Annotated in this window: 19 protein-coding genes and 1 pseudogene; 14 read left to right on the forward strand and 6 right to left on the reverse strand. The window is 72.6% G+C overall.

The window, feature by feature from the left end; translation table 11 throughout:
* Window positions 1–4: 4 nt before the first annotated feature.
* Window positions 5–1,711 carry an RNA polymerase sigma factor gene (locus ACWCPF_RS22220; protein WP_451046783.1) on the forward strand — a complete coding sequence of 569 codons (1,707 nt, stop codon included), beginning with the start codon at window positions 5–7 and terminating at the stop codon, window positions 1,709–1,711.
* Here the strand turns inward: ACWCPF_RS22220 and ACWCPF_RS22225 are convergent.
* Window positions 1,693–2,052, reverse strand: coding sequence for a winged helix-turn-helix transcriptional regulator (locus ACWCPF_RS22225; protein ID WP_351913048.1), 360 nt, complete (start codon window positions 2,050–2,052; stop codon window positions 1,693–1,695). The genes ACWCPF_RS22220 and ACWCPF_RS22225 overlap by 19 nt on opposite strands.
* A gap of 40 nt (window positions 2,053–2,092) precedes the next feature.
* Here ACWCPF_RS22225 and ACWCPF_RS22230 point away from each other — a divergent pair, with 40 nt between their 5' ends.
* Window positions 2,093–2,704 carry an NADPH-dependent F420 reductase gene (locus tag ACWCPF_RS22230; protein WP_451046784.1) on the forward strand — a complete coding sequence of 204 codons (612 nt, stop codon included), beginning with the start codon at window positions 2,093–2,095 and terminating at the stop codon, window positions 2,702–2,704.
* A 219-nt stretch (window positions 2,705–2,923) separates the two neighbouring features.
* On the opposite strand, the gene ACWCPF_RS22235 is transcribed toward ACWCPF_RS22230, so the two are convergent.
* Window positions 2,924–3,610: a glycerophosphodiester phosphodiesterase gene (locus tag ACWCPF_RS22235; RefSeq protein ID WP_451046785.1), complete on the reverse strand. Its 687-nt coding sequence runs from the start codon at window positions 3,608–3,610 to the stop codon at window positions 2,924–2,926.
* Between the two features lie 18 nt (window positions 3,611–3,628).
* Window positions 3,629–4,708: an adenosine deaminase gene (locus ACWCPF_RS22240; protein WP_451046786.1), complete on the reverse strand. Its 1,080-nt coding sequence runs from the start codon at window positions 4,706–4,708 to the stop codon at window positions 3,629–3,631.
* A gap of 324 nt (window positions 4,709–5,032) precedes the next feature.
* On the opposite strand from ACWCPF_RS22240, the gene ACWCPF_RS22245 reads away from it, so the two are divergent.
* The gene (locus ACWCPF_RS22245; RefSeq protein ID WP_451046856.1) at window positions 5,033–5,806 is read left to right on the forward strand and encodes a histone H1-like repetitive region-containing protein; all 774 of its coding nucleotides are present in this window, start codon (window positions 5,033–5,035) and stop codon (window positions 5,804–5,806) included.
* 131 nt (window positions 5,807–5,937) lie between these two features.
* Window positions 5,938–6,168, forward strand: coding sequence for a DUF4190 domain-containing protein (locus ACWCPF_RS22250; RefSeq protein ID WP_451046857.1), 231 nt, complete (start codon window positions 5,938–5,940; stop codon window positions 6,166–6,168).
* Between the two features lie 22 nt (window positions 6,169–6,190).
* Here ACWCPF_RS22250 and ACWCPF_RS22255 read toward each other — a convergent pair whose 3' ends face one another.
* Window positions 6,191–6,793 carry an NADAR family protein gene (locus ACWCPF_RS22255; protein WP_451046787.1) on the reverse strand — a complete coding sequence of 201 codons (603 nt, stop codon included), beginning with the start codon at window positions 6,791–6,793 and terminating at the stop codon, window positions 6,191–6,193.
* A 220-nt stretch (window positions 6,794–7,013) separates the two neighbouring features.
* Between ACWCPF_RS22255 and ACWCPF_RS22260 the strand changes: the two genes are divergently transcribed.
* The 7 genes from ACWCPF_RS22260 (at window position 7,014) to ACWCPF_RS22290 (ending at window position 14,740) form a co-directional block, all read left to right on the forward strand.
* Window positions 7,014–8,528 (forward strand): gamma-aminobutyraldehyde dehydrogenase, encoded by a 1,515-nt coding sequence (locus tag ACWCPF_RS22260; RefSeq protein ID WP_451046788.1) that lies wholly within the window; start codon window positions 7,014–7,016, stop codon window positions 8,526–8,528.
* 80 nt (window positions 8,529–8,608) lie between these two features.
* Entirely contained in the window at window positions 8,609–9,856 is a 1,248-nt protein-coding gene (locus ACWCPF_RS22265; protein ID WP_451046789.1) for a polyamine ABC transporter substrate-binding protein, read from the forward strand.
* On the forward strand, window positions 9,853–11,013 hold the full coding sequence (locus ACWCPF_RS22270; protein ID WP_451046790.1) for an ABC transporter ATP-binding protein: 1,161 nt from the start codon (window positions 9,853–9,855) through the stop codon (window positions 11,011–11,013). Before ACWCPF_RS22265 ends, ACWCPF_RS22270 begins: the two co-directional genes overlap by 4 nt.
* Window position 11,014: 1 nt before the next feature.
* The gene (locus tag ACWCPF_RS22275; protein WP_451046791.1) at window positions 11,015–11,944 is read left to right on the forward strand and encodes an ABC transporter permease; all 930 of its coding nucleotides are present in this window, start codon (window positions 11,015–11,017) and stop codon (window positions 11,942–11,944) included.
* The gene (locus ACWCPF_RS22280; RefSeq protein ID WP_451046792.1) at window positions 11,945–12,745 is read left to right on the forward strand and encodes an ABC transporter permease; all 801 of its coding nucleotides are present in this window, start codon (window positions 11,945–11,947) and stop codon (window positions 12,743–12,745) included. It begins immediately after the preceding gene.
* A 5-nt stretch (window positions 12,746–12,750) separates the two neighbouring features.
* The gene (locus ACWCPF_RS22285; RefSeq protein ID WP_451046793.1) at window positions 12,751–14,160 is read left to right on the forward strand and encodes an NAD(P)/FAD-dependent oxidoreductase; all 1,410 of its coding nucleotides are present in this window, start codon (window positions 12,751–12,753) and stop codon (window positions 14,158–14,160) included.
* A gap of 139 nt (window positions 14,161–14,299) precedes the next feature.
* Window positions 14,300–14,740, forward strand: a complete 441-nt coding sequence (locus ACWCPF_RS22290) for a hypothetical protein (RefSeq protein WP_451046794.1) — start codon at window positions 14,300–14,302, stop codon at window positions 14,738–14,740.
* A 273-nt stretch (window positions 14,741–15,013) separates the two neighbouring features.
* Here ACWCPF_RS22290 and ACWCPF_RS22295 read toward each other — a convergent pair whose 3' ends face one another.
* Together ACWCPF_RS22295 and ACWCPF_RS22300 are read right to left on the reverse strand one after the other, a co-directional pair.
* The gene (locus ACWCPF_RS22295; protein ID WP_451046795.1) at window positions 15,014–16,603 is read right to left on the reverse strand and encodes a PucR family transcriptional regulator; all 1,590 of its coding nucleotides are present in this window, start codon (window positions 16,601–16,603) and stop codon (window positions 15,014–15,016) included.
* Window positions 16,604–16,695: 92 nt separating this feature from the next.
* Window positions 16,696–19,047, reverse strand: coding sequence for an ATP/GTP-binding protein (locus ACWCPF_RS22300; protein WP_451046796.1), 2,352 nt, complete (start codon window positions 19,045–19,047; stop codon window positions 16,696–16,698).
* A 251-nt stretch (window positions 19,048–19,298) separates the two neighbouring features.
* On the opposite strand from ACWCPF_RS22300, the gene gabT reads away from it, so the two are divergent.
* The 3 genes and pseudogenes from gabT to ACWCPF_RS22315 all read left to right on the forward strand — a co-directional run bounded on the left by gabT (window position 19,299) and on the right by ACWCPF_RS22315 (window position 22,047).
* Complete coding sequence (gabT, locus tag ACWCPF_RS22305; RefSeq protein ID WP_451046797.1) at window positions 19,299–20,633, forward strand: 4-aminobutyrate--2-oxoglutarate transaminase; 1,335 nt, start codon at window positions 19,299–19,301, stop codon at window positions 20,631–20,633.
* Window positions 20,634–20,766: 133 nt separating this feature from the next.
* Window positions 20,767–20,986 (forward strand): annotated as a pseudogene (locus ACWCPF_RS22310) (phosphatase PAP2 family protein); the annotation flags it as partial.
* 113 nt (window positions 20,987–21,099) lie between these two features.
* Window positions 21,100–22,047: an alpha/beta fold hydrolase gene (locus ACWCPF_RS22315; RefSeq protein ID WP_451046798.1), complete on the forward strand. Its 948-nt coding sequence runs from the start codon at window positions 21,100–21,102 to the stop codon at window positions 22,045–22,047.
* Window positions 22,048–22,056: the final 9 nt, after the last annotated feature.

The raw sequence follows: 22,056 nt of genomic DNA on the forward strand, positions 1-22,056 counted from the left end.
GGGCATGAGGACGTACGCCGACGCCGAGGCCGCCCGGCACTGGCGTGCCACCATCGCCGACGCGCAGAGCGGCGACCGGCAGGCGATGGACGAGTTGGTGGCGGGCTGGCTGCCGCTCGTCTACAACATCGTCGGCCGCGCCCTCAACGGCCACGCCGACGTCGACGACGTCGTCCAGGAGACCATGCTGCGCGCTGTCGACAATCTGGGCTCGCTGCGCGACCCCGACAGCTTCCGCTCCTGGCTGGTCGCGATCGCCATGCGGCAGATCCGGGACCGCGCCCGCCGGGGAACCGCACAGCGCCTCGACGACCAGGTGCCGCAGGGCGAAACCGCCGACTTCGCCGAACTCACCGTGCTCCGGCTGCAGTTGGAGGGCCAGCGGCGTGAGGTCGCGGAGGCGGTGCGCTGGCTGGACGACGAGGACCGGCAACTGCTGTCCCTGTGGTGGCTGGAGGTCGCGGGCGAGCTCAGCCGCCGCGAGCTGGCCGCGGCGCTCGGCATCAGCCGGCAGCACGCCGCCGTGCGCGTCCAGCGGGTGAAGGAGCGGCTGGAGGTCTCCCGGGGCATCGTGCGCGCCCTCGACGGCGCCTGCCCCGACCTGCGCGAACTGACCGCCCGCTGGGACGGCCGGCCCGACTCCGTCTGGCGCAAGCGGCTGGCCCGGCACATCCGCGGCTGCGGCTACTGCGGCGACACCCGCGAGTCGGTCGTCCCGGCGGAGCGGCTGCTCGTCGGGATCGCGCTGGTGCCGGTCCCGGTCGGCTTCACGATCTCCCTGACCCTCGGCGGCAAGACGGCCGCCGCGGCCGCCGGCACGGCCTCCGCCGGCTGGTCCGCGAAGGTGCTGACCGCGCTGACCAAACCGGCCGTCGCGGTCACGGCCGGTGCGACGCTCGCCGCGGGCGGCGCCTACGTCGTCGTCCAGACCCCCGACGACCCGCCCGCCCGTGCGGCCGTCTCGCCCACGGCGGCGAGCGCACCGGTCACCGCGCCCCCGCCGTTCTCCCTTTCGCCCTCGGCCTCCGCCTCGCCGTCGAAGTCCGCGTCCCCGTCCCCGTCGGCGAGCGAGCAGAGGACGGCCCCGTACGGCGGTGTCGTCGACGCCGTCGACAGCGCGCCCGACCCGGACACCGCGCCGGCCGCCCTGCCGCAACGGCCCGCGTCCGGCGTGACCAGCAGCGGCGGCGCGCACGCCACCATGAACCACCGCGGGGACAGCGTGACGCTCAGCGGCCAGGGCTATGTCCTCGTGCGCTGGCAGATCTCGCCGCAGTACCGGCCCGGCAACCTGGTCATGCCCAGCTGGACCGGCCTCAAGGGCAAGCTCTTCCATGTGGCCTCGGGCGGCGGCCGCCGTATGGACGACTCCGTCAGCAGCACGGACCGCACGGCCACCGGCATGGGCAGCACGACCACCGGCTACCTCGTGCTGCCGCCCGGCACCCAGCAGATGTGGCAGAACGAGTACTTCTACGTCGCCGGCACGGTCACCCTCACCGTGAACGAGCGGGGCGGCGACTACGGCCTCAACGTCTTCCCGACGACCTGGGACGCCGTCGAGAAGGACGTCACGACCGGCCCCGACCAGGGCGCGACCCGTTACGGCCTGGTCCGCGACACCGGCGCGGACGACACCCCGGTCCCGCAGTACCTCACCCGCGAGACCCCGGCCGACCCGGCGACCGTGGCTCAACTCTCCCGCGTGTAGCGGTCCTGGGCGTCGAGGACGTCGTCCCCGTGCTCGAAGGCCCAGGCGCCGACCGCGTCGATGGCGGGCAGCAACGTCCGTCCGAGCGCGGTCAGTTCGTACTCGACCCGGGGCGGGGCGCCGCCGTGCGCATGCCGGGCCACCAGCCCGTTGAACTCCAGCCGGCGCAGCGTCTCGGTCAGCACCTTCTGGCTGATCCCACCGATATGGGAACGGAGTTCGCCGTGGCGCACCGGGCCGTCGCGCAGCGCCCACAGCACCACGGCGTTCCAGGTGTGGGAGAGCAGGTCGAAGGCGAGCCGGGCACGGCAGTCGGCGAGGAAGGCCTGGTCCGTAGTCACGCACCGAATGGTGCCCGAGCGGACTCCTACCGTCAGGCGTATGCGGATCGGAATTCTCGGAACAGGATCGATGGCGGACGCGCTGGGCGGACAGTGGGCGCGGGCGGGACACGAGGTACGGGCCGGCGGCCGGGGCCGGGGCGGGGGCCGGAGCGGGGGGCTGCGTGAGGCGGCCGAGTTCGGCACGGACGCGGTGCTGCTGGCGCTGCCCTACGCGGCGGTCGCCGACGTGGTCGGCGACCTCGCGGACGTGCTGCGCGGGCGGGTGCTGATCGACTGCACCAACCCGGTGGGCGAGGGCTTCGCCCTGCTCACGGCGGGCGGCCCCGCGGCGGCCCGGCGCATCGCCGACGCGGCCCCCGCCGCGCACGTCGTCAAGGCCTTCAACCTCTGCCACTCCGGCGTCTGGCGCCTCGCCCCGCCGGTCTTCGACGGCCGTCCGCTCGCCGTCCCCCTGTGCGGGGACAGCGAACCGGCCCTGGACGTCGTACGACGGCTCGTCCGCGACCTCGGCTGCGAGCCGCTGACCGCCGGGGGTCTGGACCGGGCGGGCCTGCTGGAGGCGACGGCGGCGCTGCTGATCGGCCTCTGGGTCGGCGAGGGAGCGGACGCCCAGGCGATCGCGCCGCCGCTGCGGTATGCGGCGGGCTAGGGCCTGTCCGGCGGATCAAGTCGCAGGAAATCGGCAGTGCCGAATCGGCGCCGGTGAGCGGGGTGATGGGGGTCCCCCCGCTCGAGCGCGGCCGAGAGTGGGGGAGCGTGCAGGTGCAAGGCGGAGGAGGGCGTCGACGCGGAGCGTCGGCAACCGACGACAACGCCGCAGCTGTGCGTGCCACACCCCGCGTCTGCGGCATGATCCGCCGGACAGGCCCTAGCCGCTCTTGCGCAAGGCGCAGAGGGCGTCGATGCGGTTGGTGGTGATGGAGTCGACGCCCGCGTCGATGAGGCGGCGCATGGCGCGGCGGGTGTCGGGGGTCCAGACGGAGAGCAGGTAGCCGTCGTGGTGGACGCGGTCGGCGAGGGCCCGGTCCACCAGGGAGAAGCGGTAGTTGAGCCAGCGCGGCCGCACCGCCGCGAGCAGCGCGGGCCGCGGCGGGGCCAGGCTGGTGCAGGTCAGGGCGATCTCGGCGGACGGGTCCGCTTCGCGCACGGCGAGCATGGCGACGGCGTCGGCGCAGTAGTAGACCCGGTCCGCCGCCCCCGCCTCGCGGACGGCGTCGACGATCCGCCGGGCCGTGCGCACCTCCCGGGTCCCCGGCAGGTCGAGCATCAGCCGGCTGCCCTCGGTCGCCGCGAGCGCCTGCGCGAGGGTCGGCACCCCGCCGGCCGTCAGTCCCCGCACCTCGGCCGCGGACAGCGACCGCAGCGGCCGGTCCAGCTCCCACAACCGCTTCAGCGTCTGGTCGTGCAGCAGGACGGGCACGCCGTCCTTGGTGAGCCGTACGTCGAACTCGACGGCGTCCGCGCCCTGGTCGAGCGCGGAACGCAGCGAGTCGAGCGTGTTCTCACGGAAGCGGTAGGGGTCGCCGCGATGGGCCACGGCGGTCACGTTCTGCATGGGCTCATTGTGTCCAGGTCAGGCACTGAGCCATGCGGCGGTGTACGTGTCGATCTCGTCGCGGAGGCGTCGCTTGCCGGCCTCGTCCAGGAAGGACGCGTCGACCGCGTTCCCGGCGAGGTCGGCGACGCCCCGCTCGTCCAGGTCGAGGAGGCGGGCGGCGACCGCGTACTCGGAGTTCAGATCGGTGCCGAACATGGGCGGGTCGTCGGAGTTGATCGTGACCAGGACGCCCGCCTTCACGAACTCCTTGATCGGATGCTCGTCGAGGGTGCGGACCGCGCGCGTGGCGATGTTCGAGGTCGGGCACACCTCCAGGGCGATACGGTGCTCGGCGAGGTGCGCGAGCAGCTTCTCGTCCTGCGCGGAGCTGGTGCCGTGTCCGATGCGCTCGGCGCGCAGGTGGGTCAGCGCGTCCCACACCGTCTGGGGGCCGGTGGTCTCCCCGGCGTGCGGCACCGAGCGCAGACCGGCGGCGATGGCCCGGTCGAAGTAGGGCTTGAACTGCGGGCGCTCCACGCCGACCTCGGGGCCGCCGAGCCCGAAGGAGACCAGCCCCTCCGGGCGGAGCCGGTCGTCGGTGGCCAGGCGGGTGGTCTCCTCGGCGGCCTCCAGCCCTGCCTCGCCGGGGATGTCGAAGCACCAGCGCAGCACGGTCCCGAACTCCGCCTCGGCCGCCTTGCGGGCGTCCTCGATGGCGTCCATGAACGCGCGTTCGTCGATGCCGCGCCGGGTGGACGAGAACGGGGTGACGGTCAGCTCGGCGTACCGCACCTGCTGGCGGGCCAGGTCCCGGGCGACCTCGTAGGTCAGCAGCCGGACGTCCTCCGGGGTGCGGATGACGTCGACGACGGACAGATAGACGTCGATGAAGTGGGCGAAGTCCGTGAACGTGAAGTAGTCGGCCAGGGCCTCGGGGTCGGTGGGCACCTTGGAGTCGGGGTGCCGGGCGGCCAGTTCGGAGACGATGCGGGGGGAGGCGGAGCCGACGTGGTGCACGTGCAGTTCGGCCTTGGGCAGCCCGGCGATGAAGGCGTGCAGATCGCGGGGGCCGAGAGCCGCGGCGGCTGCGGCGGCTGCGTCGAGGCGGTCGGTCATGGGGTCCTCCCCGGGACGGCGCCCCGGCCGGACGGGCCGGACGGGACGCGGGTGATCGGCTGATCGATGCGTCGGGATCCCGAGATCCCGGGATCATCGTAGGCGGCGAGGCCGGGAGACCGCGGTCGGCCCCGCCGACCCCGGGCCGTAGCATGGCGACACGCTTGGCAGAGGGCGGCCGAGGGCGACGACAGGGGGACCCACGCATGTCCGACGACACCCCGACCCCGGCGACCGTCCCCCAGGACACGGTTCCCGCAGTCACGTTGGACAAGAGCGAGGGCGGGACCCCTGGGTCCGGCGGGGCGGGCAACGGCGGGGCGGATGGTGGCGCGGCGGGCAGTGGCTCGGCGGGCAGTCGCGGGGCGGACGGCGTTGGGGCGGGCAGTCGCGCGGCAGACGGCGGCGGGGTGGACAGCCGCCCGGCGGGCAGCGGCGGGATGGACATTGGCACGGCCGACGGTGGCGGGGCGGTCAGTGGCGCGGTGGGCAGCGGCGGGCCGGGCAGTCGCGCGGCAGACGGCGGCGGGGTGGACAGTGGCCCGGCGGGTAGCGGCGGGGCAGAGAGCCGCGCGGCCGACGGCGGCACGGCGGACAGTGGCGGGCCGGGTAGCGGCGGGGCGGGCAGTCGCGCGGCCGACGGCGGCGGGATGGACAGTGGGCCGGCGGGTAGCGGCGCGGCGGACAGTCGCGCGGTCGACGGCGGCAGCGGAGCGGTCAGTGGCGCGGTGGGCAGCGGCACAGCGGACCGTGGCGGGCCGGGCCGCGGTGCCGGGGCTTCGGCCGTTTCTCCGGTCGCGCCGAATCCTTGGGCCGCGCCGGGCGACAGCGCGTGGAGCGGCCCCGGGCACACCGTCGTCGCGAACGAGTTGCTGGCCCCCGCAGGCGATACGCCCCCGTCCGTCCACGATCAGCGGACGGTCACCTCGCTGCCCGGTGTCACCCCGCAGCCCTGGGCCACCCCCTTCGGTGGCCCGCAGACGGGTGGCCCGCTCGGCTCGTTCCCGCCCCCCGACCCCGCCACCGCCGCGGGCGGCCCGCCCCCCAACCTGTTCGCGCCGCCCGCGCAGGGCGGTGCGGTCCCGCCACCGCCCATAGCCCCCGACGGCCCCGGCCAGGTCCCCTACGGGTACCCCGGCGGGTACGGCTACCCCTCCCACCCCCACTACGGGGGCGGCGCTCCGGGCCTGTACGGCTGGGCCGGGAACGGGATGGAGGACAGCAACGGCATGGGCATCGCCGGACTCGTGCTCGGCATCCTCGCCGCGGTCGTCTTCTGCCTGTGGCCGCTGGCCATCGTCCTCGGCATCCTCGGTGTCGTCTTCGGCGCGATCGGCCGCGGCAAGGCGCGCCGCGGCGAGGCGTCAAACCCCGGCCAGGCCCTGGCCGGAATCATCTGCGGAGCCGTCGGCGCACTCCTCGCGATCGCGCTGGGCATCCTGGTGATCGTGACCCCCTGAGCCCCGGCAGGCTCCGCCCGGCTCAGGCTGCGTTCGCCCGCAGTCGCTCCCGGGCCTGCATCAGGGCGAAGCCCAGGAGGTTCTGGCCTCTCCAGCGCTCCGGATCCGTCGCCGCCGCGTCGGTCGCGGACAGGCCGATGCCCCAGACGCGGTCCATCGGGCTGGCCTCCACCAGCACCCTCCCCCAGCCTTCGGCCGGGGGGACCCCCATCTCGCTTCGCTCGCCCGTGCCCAGCAGGAACGAGCGCAGTGCGGGGTCCGAGGCGAACTTGTGGACGCTGCCCTCGACCACGATCCGCAGCCGCTCCCGCTCCCAGACCGCCTCGTCGAACCCGCGGACCAGCCGCCCCGCCTTCTTCGCCTGCGAGGGGTGTCCGGCGGCGAGCACCCGCTTCTCCGCCTCCGCGTCTTCGAAAAGCCTCGCCTTCTCCGCCATCATCCAGTGCTCGGCCGTCGCGTACGGGACTCCGGCGACCACGAACGGTGACGGCCACCACTGGCTGAGGCAGCTCGCGCCCACCTGCCCGTCGGGCTGCGGCCGGTGCCCCCAGAAGTGCAGGTACTTGATCCTCGCCCCCGCCCGGACGGCCCTGACCAGGGCTTCCAGGCCATCGATCTGTTCCATGCACCCGAGCATCGCAGCCACCACTGACACCGCGCCGCGCCTTTTCCCGCCGATTCCCCCGCCGATTCGCCCCCGCCGACAGATTCCGTCGCGTAACCAAAAGGCAACAACGGAATCACTTGTTGGAGTGCCCTGGCTCTGTCAGGATCGGCAATCAAATCAGGCTGGAGCTACGCAACCCGCCCCCGCGCAATGCGGGGCGAAGGCGGAGGAGAGCGACATGCAGGACCGGTTCCCCGCGCAGGAGCGCCTCGCGGGCGGTGCCCAGTACATCGCGGGCCGCCTCACCCACGGCACCTCGGGCCGTGCCCACGCCGTGCTCGACCCGGCCACCGGAGAGGAGGTCTACCGCTACGAGCTGGCCTCCACGGTCGACGTCGACGCCGCCGTCGCCGCGGCCCGCGCCGCCTTCCCGGGCTGGTCCGGCCTCACCCCGGGCGAGCGCTCCGACGCACTGCACCGCTTCGCCGCCGTACTCGCCGACCGGGCCGAGGAGTTCGCCCGGGCCGAGTCCCTCCAGTGCGGCAAACCCCTGAAGCTGACCAGGGAGTTCGACGTCCCGGGGACGATCGACAACACCGCGTTCTTCGCCGGCGCCGCCCGCCACCTCGCGGGACAGTCCGCCGGCGAGTACTCCGGCGACCACACCTCCTACGTGCGCCGCGAGCCCATCGGCGTGGTCGGCTCCATCGCGCCCTGGAACTACCCCCTCCAGATGGCCGCCTGGAAGATCCTCCCGGCGATCGCCGCGGGCAACACCATCGTGCTCAAGCCCGCCGAACTCACCCCGCTCACCTCGCTGCTGTTCGCGCTGGCGGCCACCGAGGCCGGCCTCCCCGACGGTGTCGTCAACATCGTCACCGGGACCGGGAAGGAGACCGGCGAGCATCTGGTCGGGCATCCCGACGTCGCCATGACCTCCTTCACCGGGTCCACCGCCGTCGGCAGGCGGGTCGCCGAGATCGCCACCGCGACCGTCAAGCGCCTGCATCTGGAGCTCGGCGGCAAGGCGCCCTTCGTGGTCTTCGACGACGCCGACCTGGAGGCCGCCGCCAACGGCGCGGTCGCGGGCGCGCTCATCAACACCGGGCAGGACTGCACGGCCGCCACGCGCGCGTATGTGCAGCGGCCTCTCTACGAGGCCTTCGTCGAGCGGACGGCCGCCCTGATGGAGACCGTCCGGCTCGGCGACCCCTTCGCCGCCGGGACCGACCTGGGCCCGCTGGTCTCGCACGCGCACCGCGACCGGGTCGCCGGCTTCGTCGACCGGGCCCGCGGCTACGCGCGCGTGGTCACCGGCGGCGCGGCTCCACAGGGCGGGCTCGAGAAGGGCGCGTACTATCTGCCCACCCTGATCGCGGACGCGGCGCAGGACAGCGAGGTCGTCCGGTCGGAGATCTTCGGGCCGGTCCTGGTGGTCCTGCCCTTCGACACCGACGAGGAGGGGCTGGCGTTCGCCAACGACACCCCCTACGGGCTGGCGGCCTCCGCCTGGACCCGGGACGTCTTCCGGGCGAACCGTGCGACACGCGAGCTGAAGGCGGGGTGCGTATGGGTCAACGACCACATCCCGATCATCAGCGAGATGCCGCACGGCGGGTACAAGGCCTCCGGCTTCGGCAAGGACATGTCAGCGTACTCGTTCGAGGAGTACACCCAGGTAAAGCACGTTATGTTCGATAACACGGCGGTCGCCCGCAAGCCCTGGCACCGCACCGTCTTCGGGGACGCGTAAGCGACGACGCACCAGCGACGACTCATCAGCGAAGATCGGCTGCCGACCACGGCCGGACCTCCCGAAAGGGCACCACGAGCATGGAGCAGAACGAGCCCGACCGCCTGAGCCCGGCCCAACTGGCCGCCGTACGGCGCAGCTTCCGCAACGGCAGGGCGGCCATGACCCGCCGCTCGCTGCTGCGCGCCTCCGCCGGCGGCGCGCTCACCCTGGGCGGCCTCGGAGCGCTGAGCGGCTGCGGGATCCCCGCGGCCGGCAAGACCGAGGGCGGCACGTCCGCCGACGACCACTCGGCGCAGGAGAAGACCGTCAACTTCTCCAACTGGACCGAGTACATGGACGTCGACGACAGCGGCAAGCGCCACCCCACCCTCGACGCCTTCACCCAGCGGACCGGCATCAAGGTCAAGTACACCGAGGACATCAACGACAACAACGAGTTCTTCGGCAAGATCAAGCCGCAGCTCGCCGCCGGCCAGGACACCGGCCGCGACCTGATCGTCCTCACCGACTGGCTGGCCGGCCGTCTCATCCGCCTCGGCTGGGTGCAGAAGCTGGACGCCGCCCACCTGCCGCACGCCTACGCCAACCTGTCCCAGCAGTTCCGCAGCCCCGACTGGGACCCGGGCCGGGCGTACTCGTACCCCTGGCAGGGCATCTCCACCGTCATCGCCTACAACAAGAAGGCGCTGGACGGCGTCGAGGTGAAGTCGGTCTCCGACCTGCTCGACAATCCCAAGCTCAAGGGCCGCGTCGGCTTCCTCACCGAGATGCGCGACACCATGGGCATGACGCTGCTGGACATGGGCAAGGACCCGGCGAAGTTCACCGACGACGACTACGACGCGGCCATCGCCCGGCTGCAGAAGGGCGTCGACAACGGCCAGATCCGCCGCTTCACCGGCAACGACTACACCTCCGACATCACCAGCGGCGACTTCGCGGCCTGCATCGCCTGGGCCGGTGACGTCGTCCAGCTCAAGGCGGACAGCCCCGACGTCGACTTCGTCATCCCGGACAGCGGCTATCTGACGTCCAGCGACAACATGCTGATCCCCAACAAGGCGCGTCACAAGACCAACGCCGAACGGCTCATGGACTACTACTACGAGCCGGAGCCGGCCGCCGAGCTTGCCGCCTACATCAACTACGTCTGTCCCGTGGACGGCGTACAGGCGGCGCTCGCGAAGATCGACCCGGATGCGGCGAAGAACCCGCTGATCATCCCCGACAAGGCCATGCAGGCGAAGTCGCACTCCTTCCGCTCCCTGAGTTCGACGGAAGAGACCGACTACGAAGCCAAGTTCGCGAAGCTCACTGGGGCGTGACGACGATGAAGACGAACGACAACGGCGGCGGCGACGTCCGCCTGACCGGCATCAGCAAGACCTACGGCTCCTTCACCGCCGTCCAGCCGCTCGACCTGACCGTCCCGCAGGGCTCGTTCTTCGCCCTGCTCGGGGCCTCCGGCTGCGGCAAGACCACCACCCTGCGCGTGATCGCCGGTCTGGAGGAACCTTCCTCCGGAACCGTCCGCCTCGGCGACCAGGACGTCACCGCGCTCCCGCCCTACAAGCGCCCGGTGAACACCGTCTTCCAGTCCTACGCCCTCTTCCCGCACCTCGACATCTTCGAGAACATCGCCTTCGGCCTGCGCCGGCGCGGCATCAAGAGCGTGAAGAAGCAGGTCGAGGACATGCTGGAGCTCGTCCAGCTCGGCGAACAGGCGCGCAAGAAGCCGCACCAGCTCTCCGGCGGCCAGCAGCAGCGCGTCGCCGTGGCCCGCGCGCTGATCAACACCCCCAAGGTGCTCCTCCTCGACGAGCCCCTCGGCGCCCTCGACCTCAAGCTGCGCCGCCAGATGCAGCTGGAGCTCAAGCGCATCCAGACCGAGGTCGGCATCACCTTCGTGCACGTCACGCACGACCAGGAGGAGGCCATGACGATGGCCGACACGGTCGCCGTGATGAACGCGGGCCGCGTCGAACAGCTCGGCTCGCCGAGCGACCTCTACGAGAACCCGCACACCACGTTCGTCGCCAACTTCCTCGGCACCTCGAACCTCATCGAGGCCGAGGTCGACACCAAGAGCGGCGACGACATCGTCCTCAAGGCGGGCGGCGGCAAGCTGGTGCTCCCCGGGGCGCGCTGCTCCGCGCCGACGACGGCCGGCGGCAAGGTGCTGGTGGGCGTGCGCCCGGAGAAGATCTCCCTCACCCACGCCGACGACGCGGGCGAGGTCCCCGAGGGCCGCAACCGCATCACCGGGAAGATCGCCGACTCGTCGTTCATCGGCGTCTGCACGCAGTACGTGATCGACAGCCAGGTCTGCCCGGAGTTCGAGGTCTACGTCCAGAACATCGACCGCGACACCCGCCTCACGCCCGGCGCCGACGTCGTCCTGCACTGGAACCCGGCCCACACCTTCGGCCTGGACGCCGCCCAGGACATCGACGCCGGCATCCAGGAAGAGGCGGCGGTCTGAGATGGCGACGCTCACCGAGGCGCCCCCGCCTCTCTCCCCGACGGCTCCGGAGCACAAGCCGCCGCGCAGACGCGGCCGCTGGACGCCGTACTGGCTGCTGCTGCCCGGTCTGCTCTGGCTGATCGTGTTCTTCGCGCTGCCGATGGTCTACCAGGCCTCCACCTCCGTGCAGACCGGCTCCCTGGAGGAGGGCTACAAGGTCACCTGGCACTTCGCGACCTACTGGGACGCGCTGAGCGAGTACTGGCCGCAGTTCCTGCGCTCGATCCTGTACGCCGGCGCCGCGACGATCCTCTGTCTGATCCTCGGCTACCCGCTGGCCTATCTGATCGCCTTCCGCGCGGGACGCTGGCGGAACCTGATCATGATCCTGGTGATCGCGCCGTTCTTCACCAGCTTCCTGATCCGCACCCTCGCCTGGAAGACGATCCTCGCGGACGGCGGCCCGGTCGTCGGGGCCCTCAACACGCTGCACATCCTGGACGTCACCAGCTGGCTGGGCTGGACCGCCGGCGACCGGGTCCTGGCCACGCCGCTCGCGGTGGTCTGCGGTCTGACCTACAACTTCCTGCCGTTCATGATCCTGCCGCTGTACTCCTCGCTGGAGCGCATCGACGGACGGCTGCACGAGGCGGCCGGCGACCTCTACGCCAAGCCGAGCACCGTCTTCCGCAGGGTGACCTTCCCGCTGTCGATGCCCGGAGTCGTCTCCGGCACGCTGCTGACCTTCATCCCGGCGGCCGGCGACTACGTCAACGCGGAACTCCTCGGCAGCACCAAGACCCGCATGATCGGCAACGTGATCCAGACGCAGTTCCTGAACGTCCTGGACTACCCGACGGCCGCGGCCCTGTCCTTCATCCTCATGGCCGCGATCCTCCTCATGGTCACCTTCTACATCCGCAGGTCCGGGACGGAGGATCTGGTCTAAATGCCCTTCGTCAACTGGCTCAAGCGCCATTTCGTGGTCATCGCGGGACTCATCACGCTCGCGTATCTCCTCCTGCCGAACATCGTCGTCACGGTGTTCTCCTTCAACAAACCGAAAGGGCGCTTCAACTACACCTGGCAGCAGTTCTCGACGGACGCCTGGAAAGACCCGTGCGGGGTCTCCGGCCTGTGCGGCTCGCTCTCCCTCAGCCTCCAGATCGGCATCTGGGCGACCATCGGCGCGACGGTCCTCGGCACGATGATCGCCTTCGCGCTGGTCCGCTACCGCTTCCGCGCGCGGGGCGCCGTCAACTCGCTGATCTTCATGCCGATGGCGATGCCCGAGGTCGTCATGGCCGCCTCGCTGCTCACCCTGTTCCTCAACCTGGGCGCACAGCTCGGCTTCTGGACGATCCTCATCGCGCACATCATGTTCTGCCTCAGCTTCGTCGTGACGGCGGTCAAGGCACGCGTGATGTCCATGGACCCGCGCCTGGAGGAGGCCGCCCGCGACCTCTACGCCGGTCCCGTGCAGACCTTCGTCAGGGTCACCCTGCCCATCGCCGCCCCCGGCATCGCCGCGGGCGCGCTGCTCGCCTTCGCGCTCTCCTTCGACGATTTCATCATCACCAATTTCAACGCCGGCTCGACCGTCACCTTCCCCATGTTCGTCTGGGGTTCGGCACAGCGCGGAACGCCGGTGCAGATCAACGTCATCGGCACCGCGATGTTCCTCGTCGCCGTCCTGCTCGTGCTGATCTCGATGGTCGTCGGAAACCGCCGTCACCGGCAGAAGGCGTGATCCCCGTGCACCCGAACCGGTGGATCGACGCCCTCGCCGACGCACAGCCCGTCCCGTACTGGCTGGAGGACCCCGCCAAGCCCCGCCCCGAGCCGGCGCTCACCGGCGCGGAGAGCTGCGACCTGCTGGTCGTCGGGGGCGGCTACAGCGGACTGTGGACCGCGCTCGTCGCCAAGGAGCGCGAGCCGGGGCGGGACGTCGTGCTGCTGGAGGGCCGCGAGGTGGGCTGGGCCGCCTCGGGCCGCAACGGCGGCTTCTGCGCCGCCTCCCTCACCCACGGCCTGCCCAACGGACTGGCCCGCTGGCCCGACGACATCCACCGGCTCCAGGAGCTGGGCGGGCGCAACCTCGACGAGATCGAGGCGGCGATCGCCCGGCACGGCATCAGCTGCGACTTCGAGCGCACCGGCGAGATCGACGTCGCCACCGAGACGTACCAGGCGTGGGAACTGCGCGACTGGTACGAGGAGCTCGAACGCAGGGGCCTCGCCGAGGGCATCGAGTTCCTCGACGCGGACGCGGTCCGCGCACAGGTCGCCTCGCCCACCTTCGAGGCGGGACTGCACGACCGCCGCGGGGTCGCCATGCTCCACCCCGCCAAGCTGGCCTGGGGCCTGAAGCAGGCGTGCGTCCGGCTCGGCGTGCGCCTGTACGAGCACACCCCCGCCCTGACGCTCAAGCCGTACGGCGCCGGGATGGCCGTCCGCACCCCCTATGGGCAGGTCCGCGCCCGGCAGGTCGCGCTCGGCACGAACGTCTTCCCCAACCTGGTCAAGCGGGTGCGGGCCTACACCGTCCCGGTCTACGACTACGCGCTGATGACCGAACCGCTGACCACCGCGCAGCTCGCCTCGATCGGCTGGCGGAACCGGCAGGGCCTCGGGGACTCAGCCAATCAATTCCACTACTTCCGGCTGTCCGCCGACAACCGGATCCTGTGGGGCGGATACGACGCGGTCTACCCCTACGGGGGCCGGGTGCGCGCCGAGTACGACGACCGGCCGCAGACCTACGCCAAGCTCGCCGGGCACTTCTTCACCTGCTTCCCGCAGTTGGAGGGCGTCCGCTTCACGCACGCGTGGGGCGGCGCGATCGACACCTGCTCGCGTTTCTCCGCGTTCTTCGGCACCGCCCACCACGGGCGGACCGCGTACGCGGCCGGGTACACCGGTCTGGGCGTCGGGGCCACCCGATTCGGGGCCGAGGTCATGCTGGACCTGCTCGCGGGCGAGAGCACCGAGCGGACGCGGCTGGAGATGGTCCGGCGGAAGCCGCTGCCCTTCCCGCCCGAGCCGTTCGCCTGGACCGGCATCGCCCTCACCAAGTGGTCGCTGGCCCGCGCGGACGCGCACGCCGGCCGCCGCAACCTGTGGCTGAAGACGATGGACCGGCTGGGCCTGGGCTTCGACAGCTGACGCCTGCCCGGTGAGGTGTGACCTGGTTCACCCCTACGGGTCGTCGGAACCCGCGTAATGCTCGCCCCGGACCTCCCTCTCCCTCCTGACGCGCTCGCGTCGAGAAGGCAGAAGTCAGAAGTCACAGGGAGGTCTTCACATGGCTGGGGCGAAGACGGCAGTCGAATGGCTGGCATCCGTCGCACCGGATCCCGAGGCATGCCGCTGGGAATGGGAGCGCAACCCGATGGGGGTGGCGCTGCTGCCCGCGGGCCGGGCCTGGGACGTGCTCATCCTGCCGGGCCGGCTCGGCTATCCCACCCTCGACGTGCTCACCCGGATCCTCGACCGGCCGGGCCCCGTGCTCGTCGACTTCGGCGACGACCGCATGGGCTTCTTCGTGGAGCCCGGCACGGCCGCCCGCTGGCTCGGCACCGGCATCCGCACGGCCGGGGCAGGCACCTGGATCGTCGTGCCGTACCCGGGGCGCTCGACCGGGGGCGTGCGGTGGCTGCTCCCGCCGGACGGCTCGGGCACGCTGACGGATGCGGCGCTGCTGGAGCTGGCGATGCATGAGGCTGCCGCCGGCTTGGCGGACTAGGCGGTGCCGGGGGCTGTTGTCCGGCGGGTGCGGGTTCGTTGTGGCTGGTCGCGCAGTTCCCCGCGCCCCTTGAGGGGGTTGCCGTTCCGGGGTTGAATTCGTTGGGCCTGCTTGGGGTGTCGGTGGTCGGGTGCGGCCTCGTCGTGGCTGGTCGCGCAGTTCCCCGCGCCCCTTCAGGGCGGTGCCGCGTGCTGTTGTCCGGCGGGTGCGGCCTCGTCGTGGCTGGGCGCGCAGTTCCTCGCGCCCCTTCGGGGCGCTGCTCAGCCGCGAACTTCAGTCCGACGATGTTGCCTTCAGGGCCAGCCATAGCTCCATGCGGACGTCCGGGTCGTCCAGGGAGCGGCCCAGGATCTCCTCCACCCGGCGCATCCGGTAGCGCAGGGTGTGGCGGTGGACGCCGAGGTCGGCCGCCGCCGCGTCCCACTGGCCGTGGCGGGAGAGCCAGGCGCGCAGGGAGGCCACCAGGTCGCCGCGGCCCGTCGCGTCGTGCTCGTGCAGGGCGCGCAGCAGGCCGTCCGCGAACGCCTTCACCGCGTCGTCCGCGAGCAGCGGCAGGACCGAGCCTGCCGCGAGCTGCTCGTGCTCCACGAAGACCCGGCCCCTGCGCCGCGCCACCGACAGCGCCTGCTCCGCCTGCTTGTACGCCGCGGACGCCGCGATCGGCCCGGCCGGCGCCGACAGCCCGACGACGAGGCCGTTCTCGTCCGCGGGATCGGGCGCGCCGTCCCCGAAGGAGCGCGCGCAGGCCGTCGCGGCCGCGCCTGAGTCCCTGACCAGCGCCACCAGCCGGCCGCCCTCCGGCACCGCCAGGACGGCCTCCCCGGCCCGGGCGGCCGCCGACTCGACCGTCTCGACGAGGTCGCCGAAGGGGTCGGTGGACGGGTCGGCCGACGCGGACGTCGACGTCGGCTCGGCCAGCAGTATCCGGAACGGGGTGTCCAGCAGATCGCCGTACAGGTCGCCGGCCACGGCCCGCGCGTGGTCCGGTTCGCCCGCCAGCAGCATGCGCAGCACCGCCGCGCCGATCCGCTGCTGCGCTGCGTGCAGCGGCCGGGAGCGCTCCGTGGTCAGGGTGAGCAGGGCGATCGCCGAGTGGACGGCGTACCGCTCGGCGGTGCCCAGCGCCGACGCGGTGCCGACGGCGAGCGCGGCGCGCGGGCGCCGGCCGGTGCCCAGGGAGTGCAGCTCGACCCGGTCGTCCTGCTCGGGGTGCTCCGGTCCGCCGCCGCCCCCGACCACCGCCGAGGCCGGGGCGGGCCGCTCCCGCAGCCGTTCCACCTCCGCCGTGAGCCGCGCGGCCCGGCGGCCCGCCCACTCCGGCGCGGCGGCCACGACCGCGCCCGAGGCGTCGTACAGCGCCGCCCACCCGTTCACCTGGGCGGCGAGCGCGCCGAGCAGCCCCTGCGGGCCGTCCGTCAGCGCCTGTTTCGTCAGCTCGCGCTGGGCCGCGAACCCGGCCGTCACCGCCCGGTACTGGTCGGCCGCGATCGCCGCCGACACCGCCTTGCTGATCGCGAGGAAGGGCGTGCGGCGCGGCACCTCCAGCAGCGGCAGGCCCTCCTCCTCGGCCGCGTCCACCAGCGCCTTCGGGATCTCCTCGTAGTTGACGCCGACGGCGAAGCCGATCCCGACCACGCCCGCCTTGGCCAGCCGCCGCACATAGCGCCGCATGGCCTGCGGATCCTCCGCGTCCAGCTTGAGCGCGGTGATCAGCAGCAGCTCCCCGCCCTCCATGTACGGCACCGGGTCGGCGAGCTCGCTGACGTGCGCCCAGCGCACCGGCACGTCCAGCCGCCCCTCGCCCGCCCGCACGGTGAGCTTCAGCGCGGAGTGATGGACGAGCGAGGCGAGCGTGGGGGTCATGGAGCCTTCACTGGGAGAGCGTGATCATTTGGCCACCGCGTATGAACGGCCTGCCTCGATTCTGCCTCACCGGCGGAGTCCCAGGAGACTCTTCAACCCCGCAGGTTCACCAGCAGCGGCGGTGCGTGCTCGCCCCGCACGCTCGTCAGCGACAGCACCGCGTGCCCGGGCGGGACCTCGTGCGCCAGCTGGGACGCCGACCACCGCTCCCGCTCGACCTGGCGCACGGTCACCGCGTCCGTGGTCACCGCCTTGCCGGTCACCAGCTTGCGCAGCGCGTGGATGGCGCGGGTCATCGGCTGGTCGGCGAAGACCGTGTGCTTGGCGACCTCCGTGGTCTCCACCCACTCGGTGCCCCAGGTCTGCGCGAACCTGCTGCCGTCCCAGGTGGTGATGCCGCAGAACGCCATCCGGCAGCCGACGGCCCCGTACAGCGGCCCGTGCAGCGCCTCGGGGACGTCGCCGACCGTGCGCAGCGCGAGCACCACGCCCGCGTTCTGCGAGCGCAGCCGCTGCAGTCGGCGCACCGATCCGTCGGTGATCGTCCCGGTGGCGTCGTCCAGGACCAGACAGGCGAAGTGGTCGCGCCGCTCCCGTACGACCGTCTGGAACTGGGCGAGGACCAGCCGGGTGATCAGCCGGGCGGCCTCCTCGTGGCCCCGCTCGGGCAGGTCGACGCGGACCCGCAGCGGGTGATGGGCGACGGCGCGCAGCGAGAACGCCCGGTGCGCGTCGCCGCCTGCGCCGAAGAACTCCGCGAACACCGGACGGTTCAGCAGCGCCAGCCGGTCCGCGAGCGGACGGCCCGCGTCGCCCGGCGTCCCCGTCTGGCGGATCCGCGCCTCCAGCTCACGGCGCTGCACGTCGTCGCCCGCCACCGCCTCGCGCAGCGCGCCCAGCGCGCCCGGCTCGCCCTCCAGGAGCTCACGCAGCTCGGGGAGCGTGGGGAAGCGGCCGTGCGCCGCCCGGTAGGGGCCCAGCAGCTGGGCCAGCGCCGTGGCCGCGCCCTGCCCGCTCACCGCGTCCAGGTCCCCGACCAGCGCCTCGGCGAGGATCCCGGCCGCTTCGTCGGGGTCGTCGGAGCCCGCGTACGGGTCCAGGTCGTGCACGGACGACGGGTCGCCGATCCGGACGATCACGTCGAAGGCGGAGTCCGCGCCGAGCGGGCCGCCGCCGGGCGACGACACCGCGACGACGGCGCACGCCCCGGTGAGCGCCTGGAGCGCCAGCGCCTCGGTCAGCGGTTCGAGCAGGGTCCGCGTCTTGCCGGAGCCGGACGGCCCGACCGCGAGCAGCGAGGTGCCCAGCACGTCCGGGCCGAGGGCCGCGCCCGCGTCCCGGTAGCCGACCGGGGTGCGCTCGGCGGCGGCCCAGCGGCCGATGCGCACCTGGCCGGCGAGCAGATCGTGGCGGGCGGAGCGCCGGGGCAGGTCACGGGCGCCGGAGGGGTGGGTCCAGGCCGCGCCGCCCTGGCGCAGCACGGTCTCCCGGAAGTCCGCGAGCCCCGCCGTCCACGCCCGCCGCACGCGCACGCAGTCCACGTCGTTCATCCGGCCGGCCGTGACCTCGCCGGTGAGCAGCTCGGCCGCCTCGTGCTGTCCGGCGTCCCGCAGCTCGGGCCACTGGGAGCGCGGCCGTTCGGCGGCGGGCGCCGGGTGGTCGGGCCCGCCGTGCCGGGCGGCGAGTCGTTCCTTCACGTACGGCCACCAGCCGCCGACCTTCGCGAACGGCCACACCACCAGCAGCGTGATGACCGCGTACAGCGCGTTCGTGAACAGCCAGGAGGCGAACAGCTCGTAGCTGCCGGAGATCAGCACGATCAGCGAGAACAGCGGGTCGACGACCGGCAGCGCGTCCCAGCCGACCCCGAAGGCCTCGGGGAACACGAAGCTCAGCGTGGCGAGCGCGCCGAGCAGGGCGAGCAGGGCGCGGGCGGGCTGCGGCCGGCGGCCGACGAAGTGCCGCACGACGTGCGGCCAGCTGCCCAGCCGGCCCATGGCGTAGACGAGGACGCCGAAGAAGACGCCGTCGTAGACCACCCGCGCCTCCGCGCCCTCCATGGTCTTCGGCGAGGCGATCGTGCCGCCCCACCACCAGTCCTCGGGGGTGAACAGCCGCAGCAGCGTGAACTGGTACGGCATCGCGCCCCGCCGCCACACCGACCACAGCACCAGCGCCACGATCAGCGGTACCAGGATCCCGACGACCGTCACGGGCGCGAGCCGCTCCGCCGCCCGGGCCGCCGCCTTCGGCAGCCGGTACCCGAACCGCCAGATGCCGGGCCCGGCGGCCGGCCGCTCCTCGTTCAGCCACTCGGCGGTGGAGGAGGAAGATCGCGCGGTCGGCGCTTGCGCGGGCCGTGGCGGCACCTGCGGCGGTCCCGCCGGGCGCGGCACAGGATTCGCATGCGTACCCCGCATGTCCTGCGTCCCGTCGCTGTCCATCGCCCCTGCCCCCTGACCAGCCGTTCCGTCTGCCGTGCGCGAGTCAATCTAACGCGCCCACAACGGGAGTTCACCGTTTACGCGGCCGGGCCCGCGCCGATCGCCGGCCGACGGCACTGTCCACGACGGACAAGCCGCCTCGCCGACACCGCCCACATGGAGCATGCCGACCCCCCTCTCCCCGTCCTAGCCTGCGAGAAAGGAAGCCACGTGTCCGCAGAGCCGTGTCCGCGAAACCCCAGGAGCCCCTCATGACCGCCCTTCCGCAGGAGCGCCGCGTCGTCACCGCCATCCCCGGCCCGAAGTCGCAGGAACTGCAGGCCCGCCGCACCGCCGCGGTCGCGGCCGGGGTGGGCTCCGTGCTCCCCGTCTTCACCAAGCGCGCGGGCGGCGGGATCATCGAGGACGTCGACGGCAACCGTCTGATCGACTTCGGCTCCGGCATCGCGGTGACCTCCGTCGGCGCTTCCGCCGAGGCCGTCGTACGCCGGGCCACGGCCCAGCTCGCCGACTTCACCCACACCTGTTTCATGGTCACCCCCTATGAGGGCTATGTAGAGGTCGCCGAGGCCCTCGCCGAGCTCACGCCGGGCGACCACGCCAAGAAGTCCGCGCTGTTCAACTCCGGCGCCGAGGCCGTCGAGAACGCCGTCAAGATCGCCCGCGCGTACACCAAGCGCCAGGCGGTCGTCGTCTTCGACCACGGCTACCACGGCCGGACGAACCTGACGATGGCGCTCACCGCCAAGAACATGCCGTACAAGCACGGCTTCGGCCCGTTCGCGCCCGAGGTCTACCGCGTCCCGGTCGCCTACGGCTACCGCTGGCCCACCGGCGCCGAGAACGCCGGCCCGGAGGCCGCCGCGCAGGCCGTCGACCAGATCGTCAAGCAGGTCGGCGCGGAGAACGTGGCCGCGATCATCATCGAGCCGGTGCTCGGCGAGGGCGGCTTCATCGAGCCGGCCGAGGGCTTCCTTCCGGCCATCCGCCAGTTCGCCTCCGACCACGGCATCGTCTTCGTCGCCGACGAGATCCAGTCCGGCTTCTGCCGCACCGGCCAGTGGTTCGCCTCCGAGCACGAGGGCATCGTCCCGGACCTGATCACGACGGCCAAGGGCATCGCGGGCGGTCTGCCGCTCGCCGCCGTCACCGGCCGCGCCGAGATCATGGACGCGGCGCACGCGGGCGGCCTGGGCGGCACCTACGGCGGCAACCCGGTGGCCTGCGCGGGCGCGCTCGGCTCGATCGAGACGATGAAGGAGCTCGACCTCAACGCCAAGGCGAAGCACATCGAGTCCGTCATGAAGGCCCGGCTGACCGCCATGGCCGAGAAGTTCGAGGTCATCGGCGACGTCCGGGGCCGCGGCGCGATGATCGCCATCGAGCTGGTCAAGGACCGCACGACGAAGGAGCCGGACGCCGCGTCGACCGCCGCGCTCGCCAAGGCCTGCCACCAGGAGGGCCTGCTGGTCCTGACCTGCGGCACCTACGGCAACGTGCTGCGCTTCCTGCCCCCGCTGGTGATCGGCGACGAGCTGCTGAACGAGGGCCTCGACATCATCGAGCAGGCCTTCGCGCGCATCTGATCCGGCAGCCGGTCCGCGCGTCGCACAGCGGATTCCCAGCGGCCGCAGAGCGTGTGAAGAAGGTGTGCGGGGAGGATGGCGGGACGGAATACGGCCTGTCGCCCCGCCTGTCACTGCCGTACGTTCTACCCAGATGAGAGATACACCCCGTCCACAGGCGACTGTGGACGGAAACCGGGCCGGGGCCTCCCCAGCTTCGACCTGGTCGTGCCCTCGCGCACACAACCGGAGCCTCCGGCTTCGGAGCTCCACACCGATCGGACGGCCGCCCGCCCCAAACCCCCCGGGGCGGCCGGCATCCCGGTCCGGACGGCCACTCCGGAACTACCCCCCCTGTTCCGGGGTGGCCGACCTCCTTCTCCTCCTGGCGCAGACCCTGGACCCGTTCCGGGGTCTTTTTCGCGGGGTTTTTCAGGCGAACTGCGATACGGTACGTATCGTCTCGCTTCACCGCCTGGAGGAACCGATGGAACGCTTTGTCGACGCCGCGCCCGGCATCCGGCTCTGGGCGGAGGAACGCGGCCCCGCCGAGGCGTCACCCCTGCTGCTCGTCATGGGCGCGCAGGCATCCGGGCTCGGCTGGCCGGACGAGTTCGTGGACCTCCTCGCCGCCCGCCATCGCGTGATCCGCTACGACCACCGCGACACCGGCCGTTCCACCTGGGCGTACGACGAGCATCCCTACCCCCTGACCGCGCTCGCCGAGGACGCCGTCACGGTCCTGGACGCCTTCCGCGTCGACCGGGCGCATGCCGTCGGCATGTCGATGGGCGGGACGCTCACCCAACTCCTCCTCGCCGACCACCCCGACCGGCTGCGCACTGCCACCCTCATCGGCACGGGCGCCCTGAGCAGCACGCCCTACCGGGCGCCGGACGGCAGCCGGGTCCCGGTGGTGGAACTGCCCGGCCCCGCGCCCCGACTGCTGGAGCTGTGGACACACCTGGAACAAGAACAGGAACAAGAACAGGAGGGCCGCGAACAGGAGGGCTTGGAACTGGAGGGCCCGGAGGTGGAGGCGGAACTGGACCGGCGGGTCGAGCACTGGCGGCTGCTCGGCGGCGACGGGATCCCCTTCGACGCCGAGGACGCCCGCGCCCTGGAACGCCGGATCATCGCGCACACCGGACACCACCGCTCCGGCACCGCGCATGCCCGCGCCGACGCCTCCGGTCTGCTCCGTACCGAACAGCTCGCCCGCAACGCCGTCCCCACCCTCGTCGTGTCCGCGCCGGCCGAGCCCGTCTACCCGCCGCCCCACGCCCGGCACCTCGCCCAGGTGATCCGGGGCGCCCGCCTGGTGGAGATCCCCGGCATGGGGCACGCCCTGCCCCGCCCGGTGCACGCCCCGCTGGCCGCCGCGATCCTGGGCCAGACCGCCCGGACCCGCGTTCCCGAGGGCGGCAGCTCCTGACAAGCTGGA

Source organism: Streptomyces sp. NPDC001858 (genome assembly GCF_053594615.1).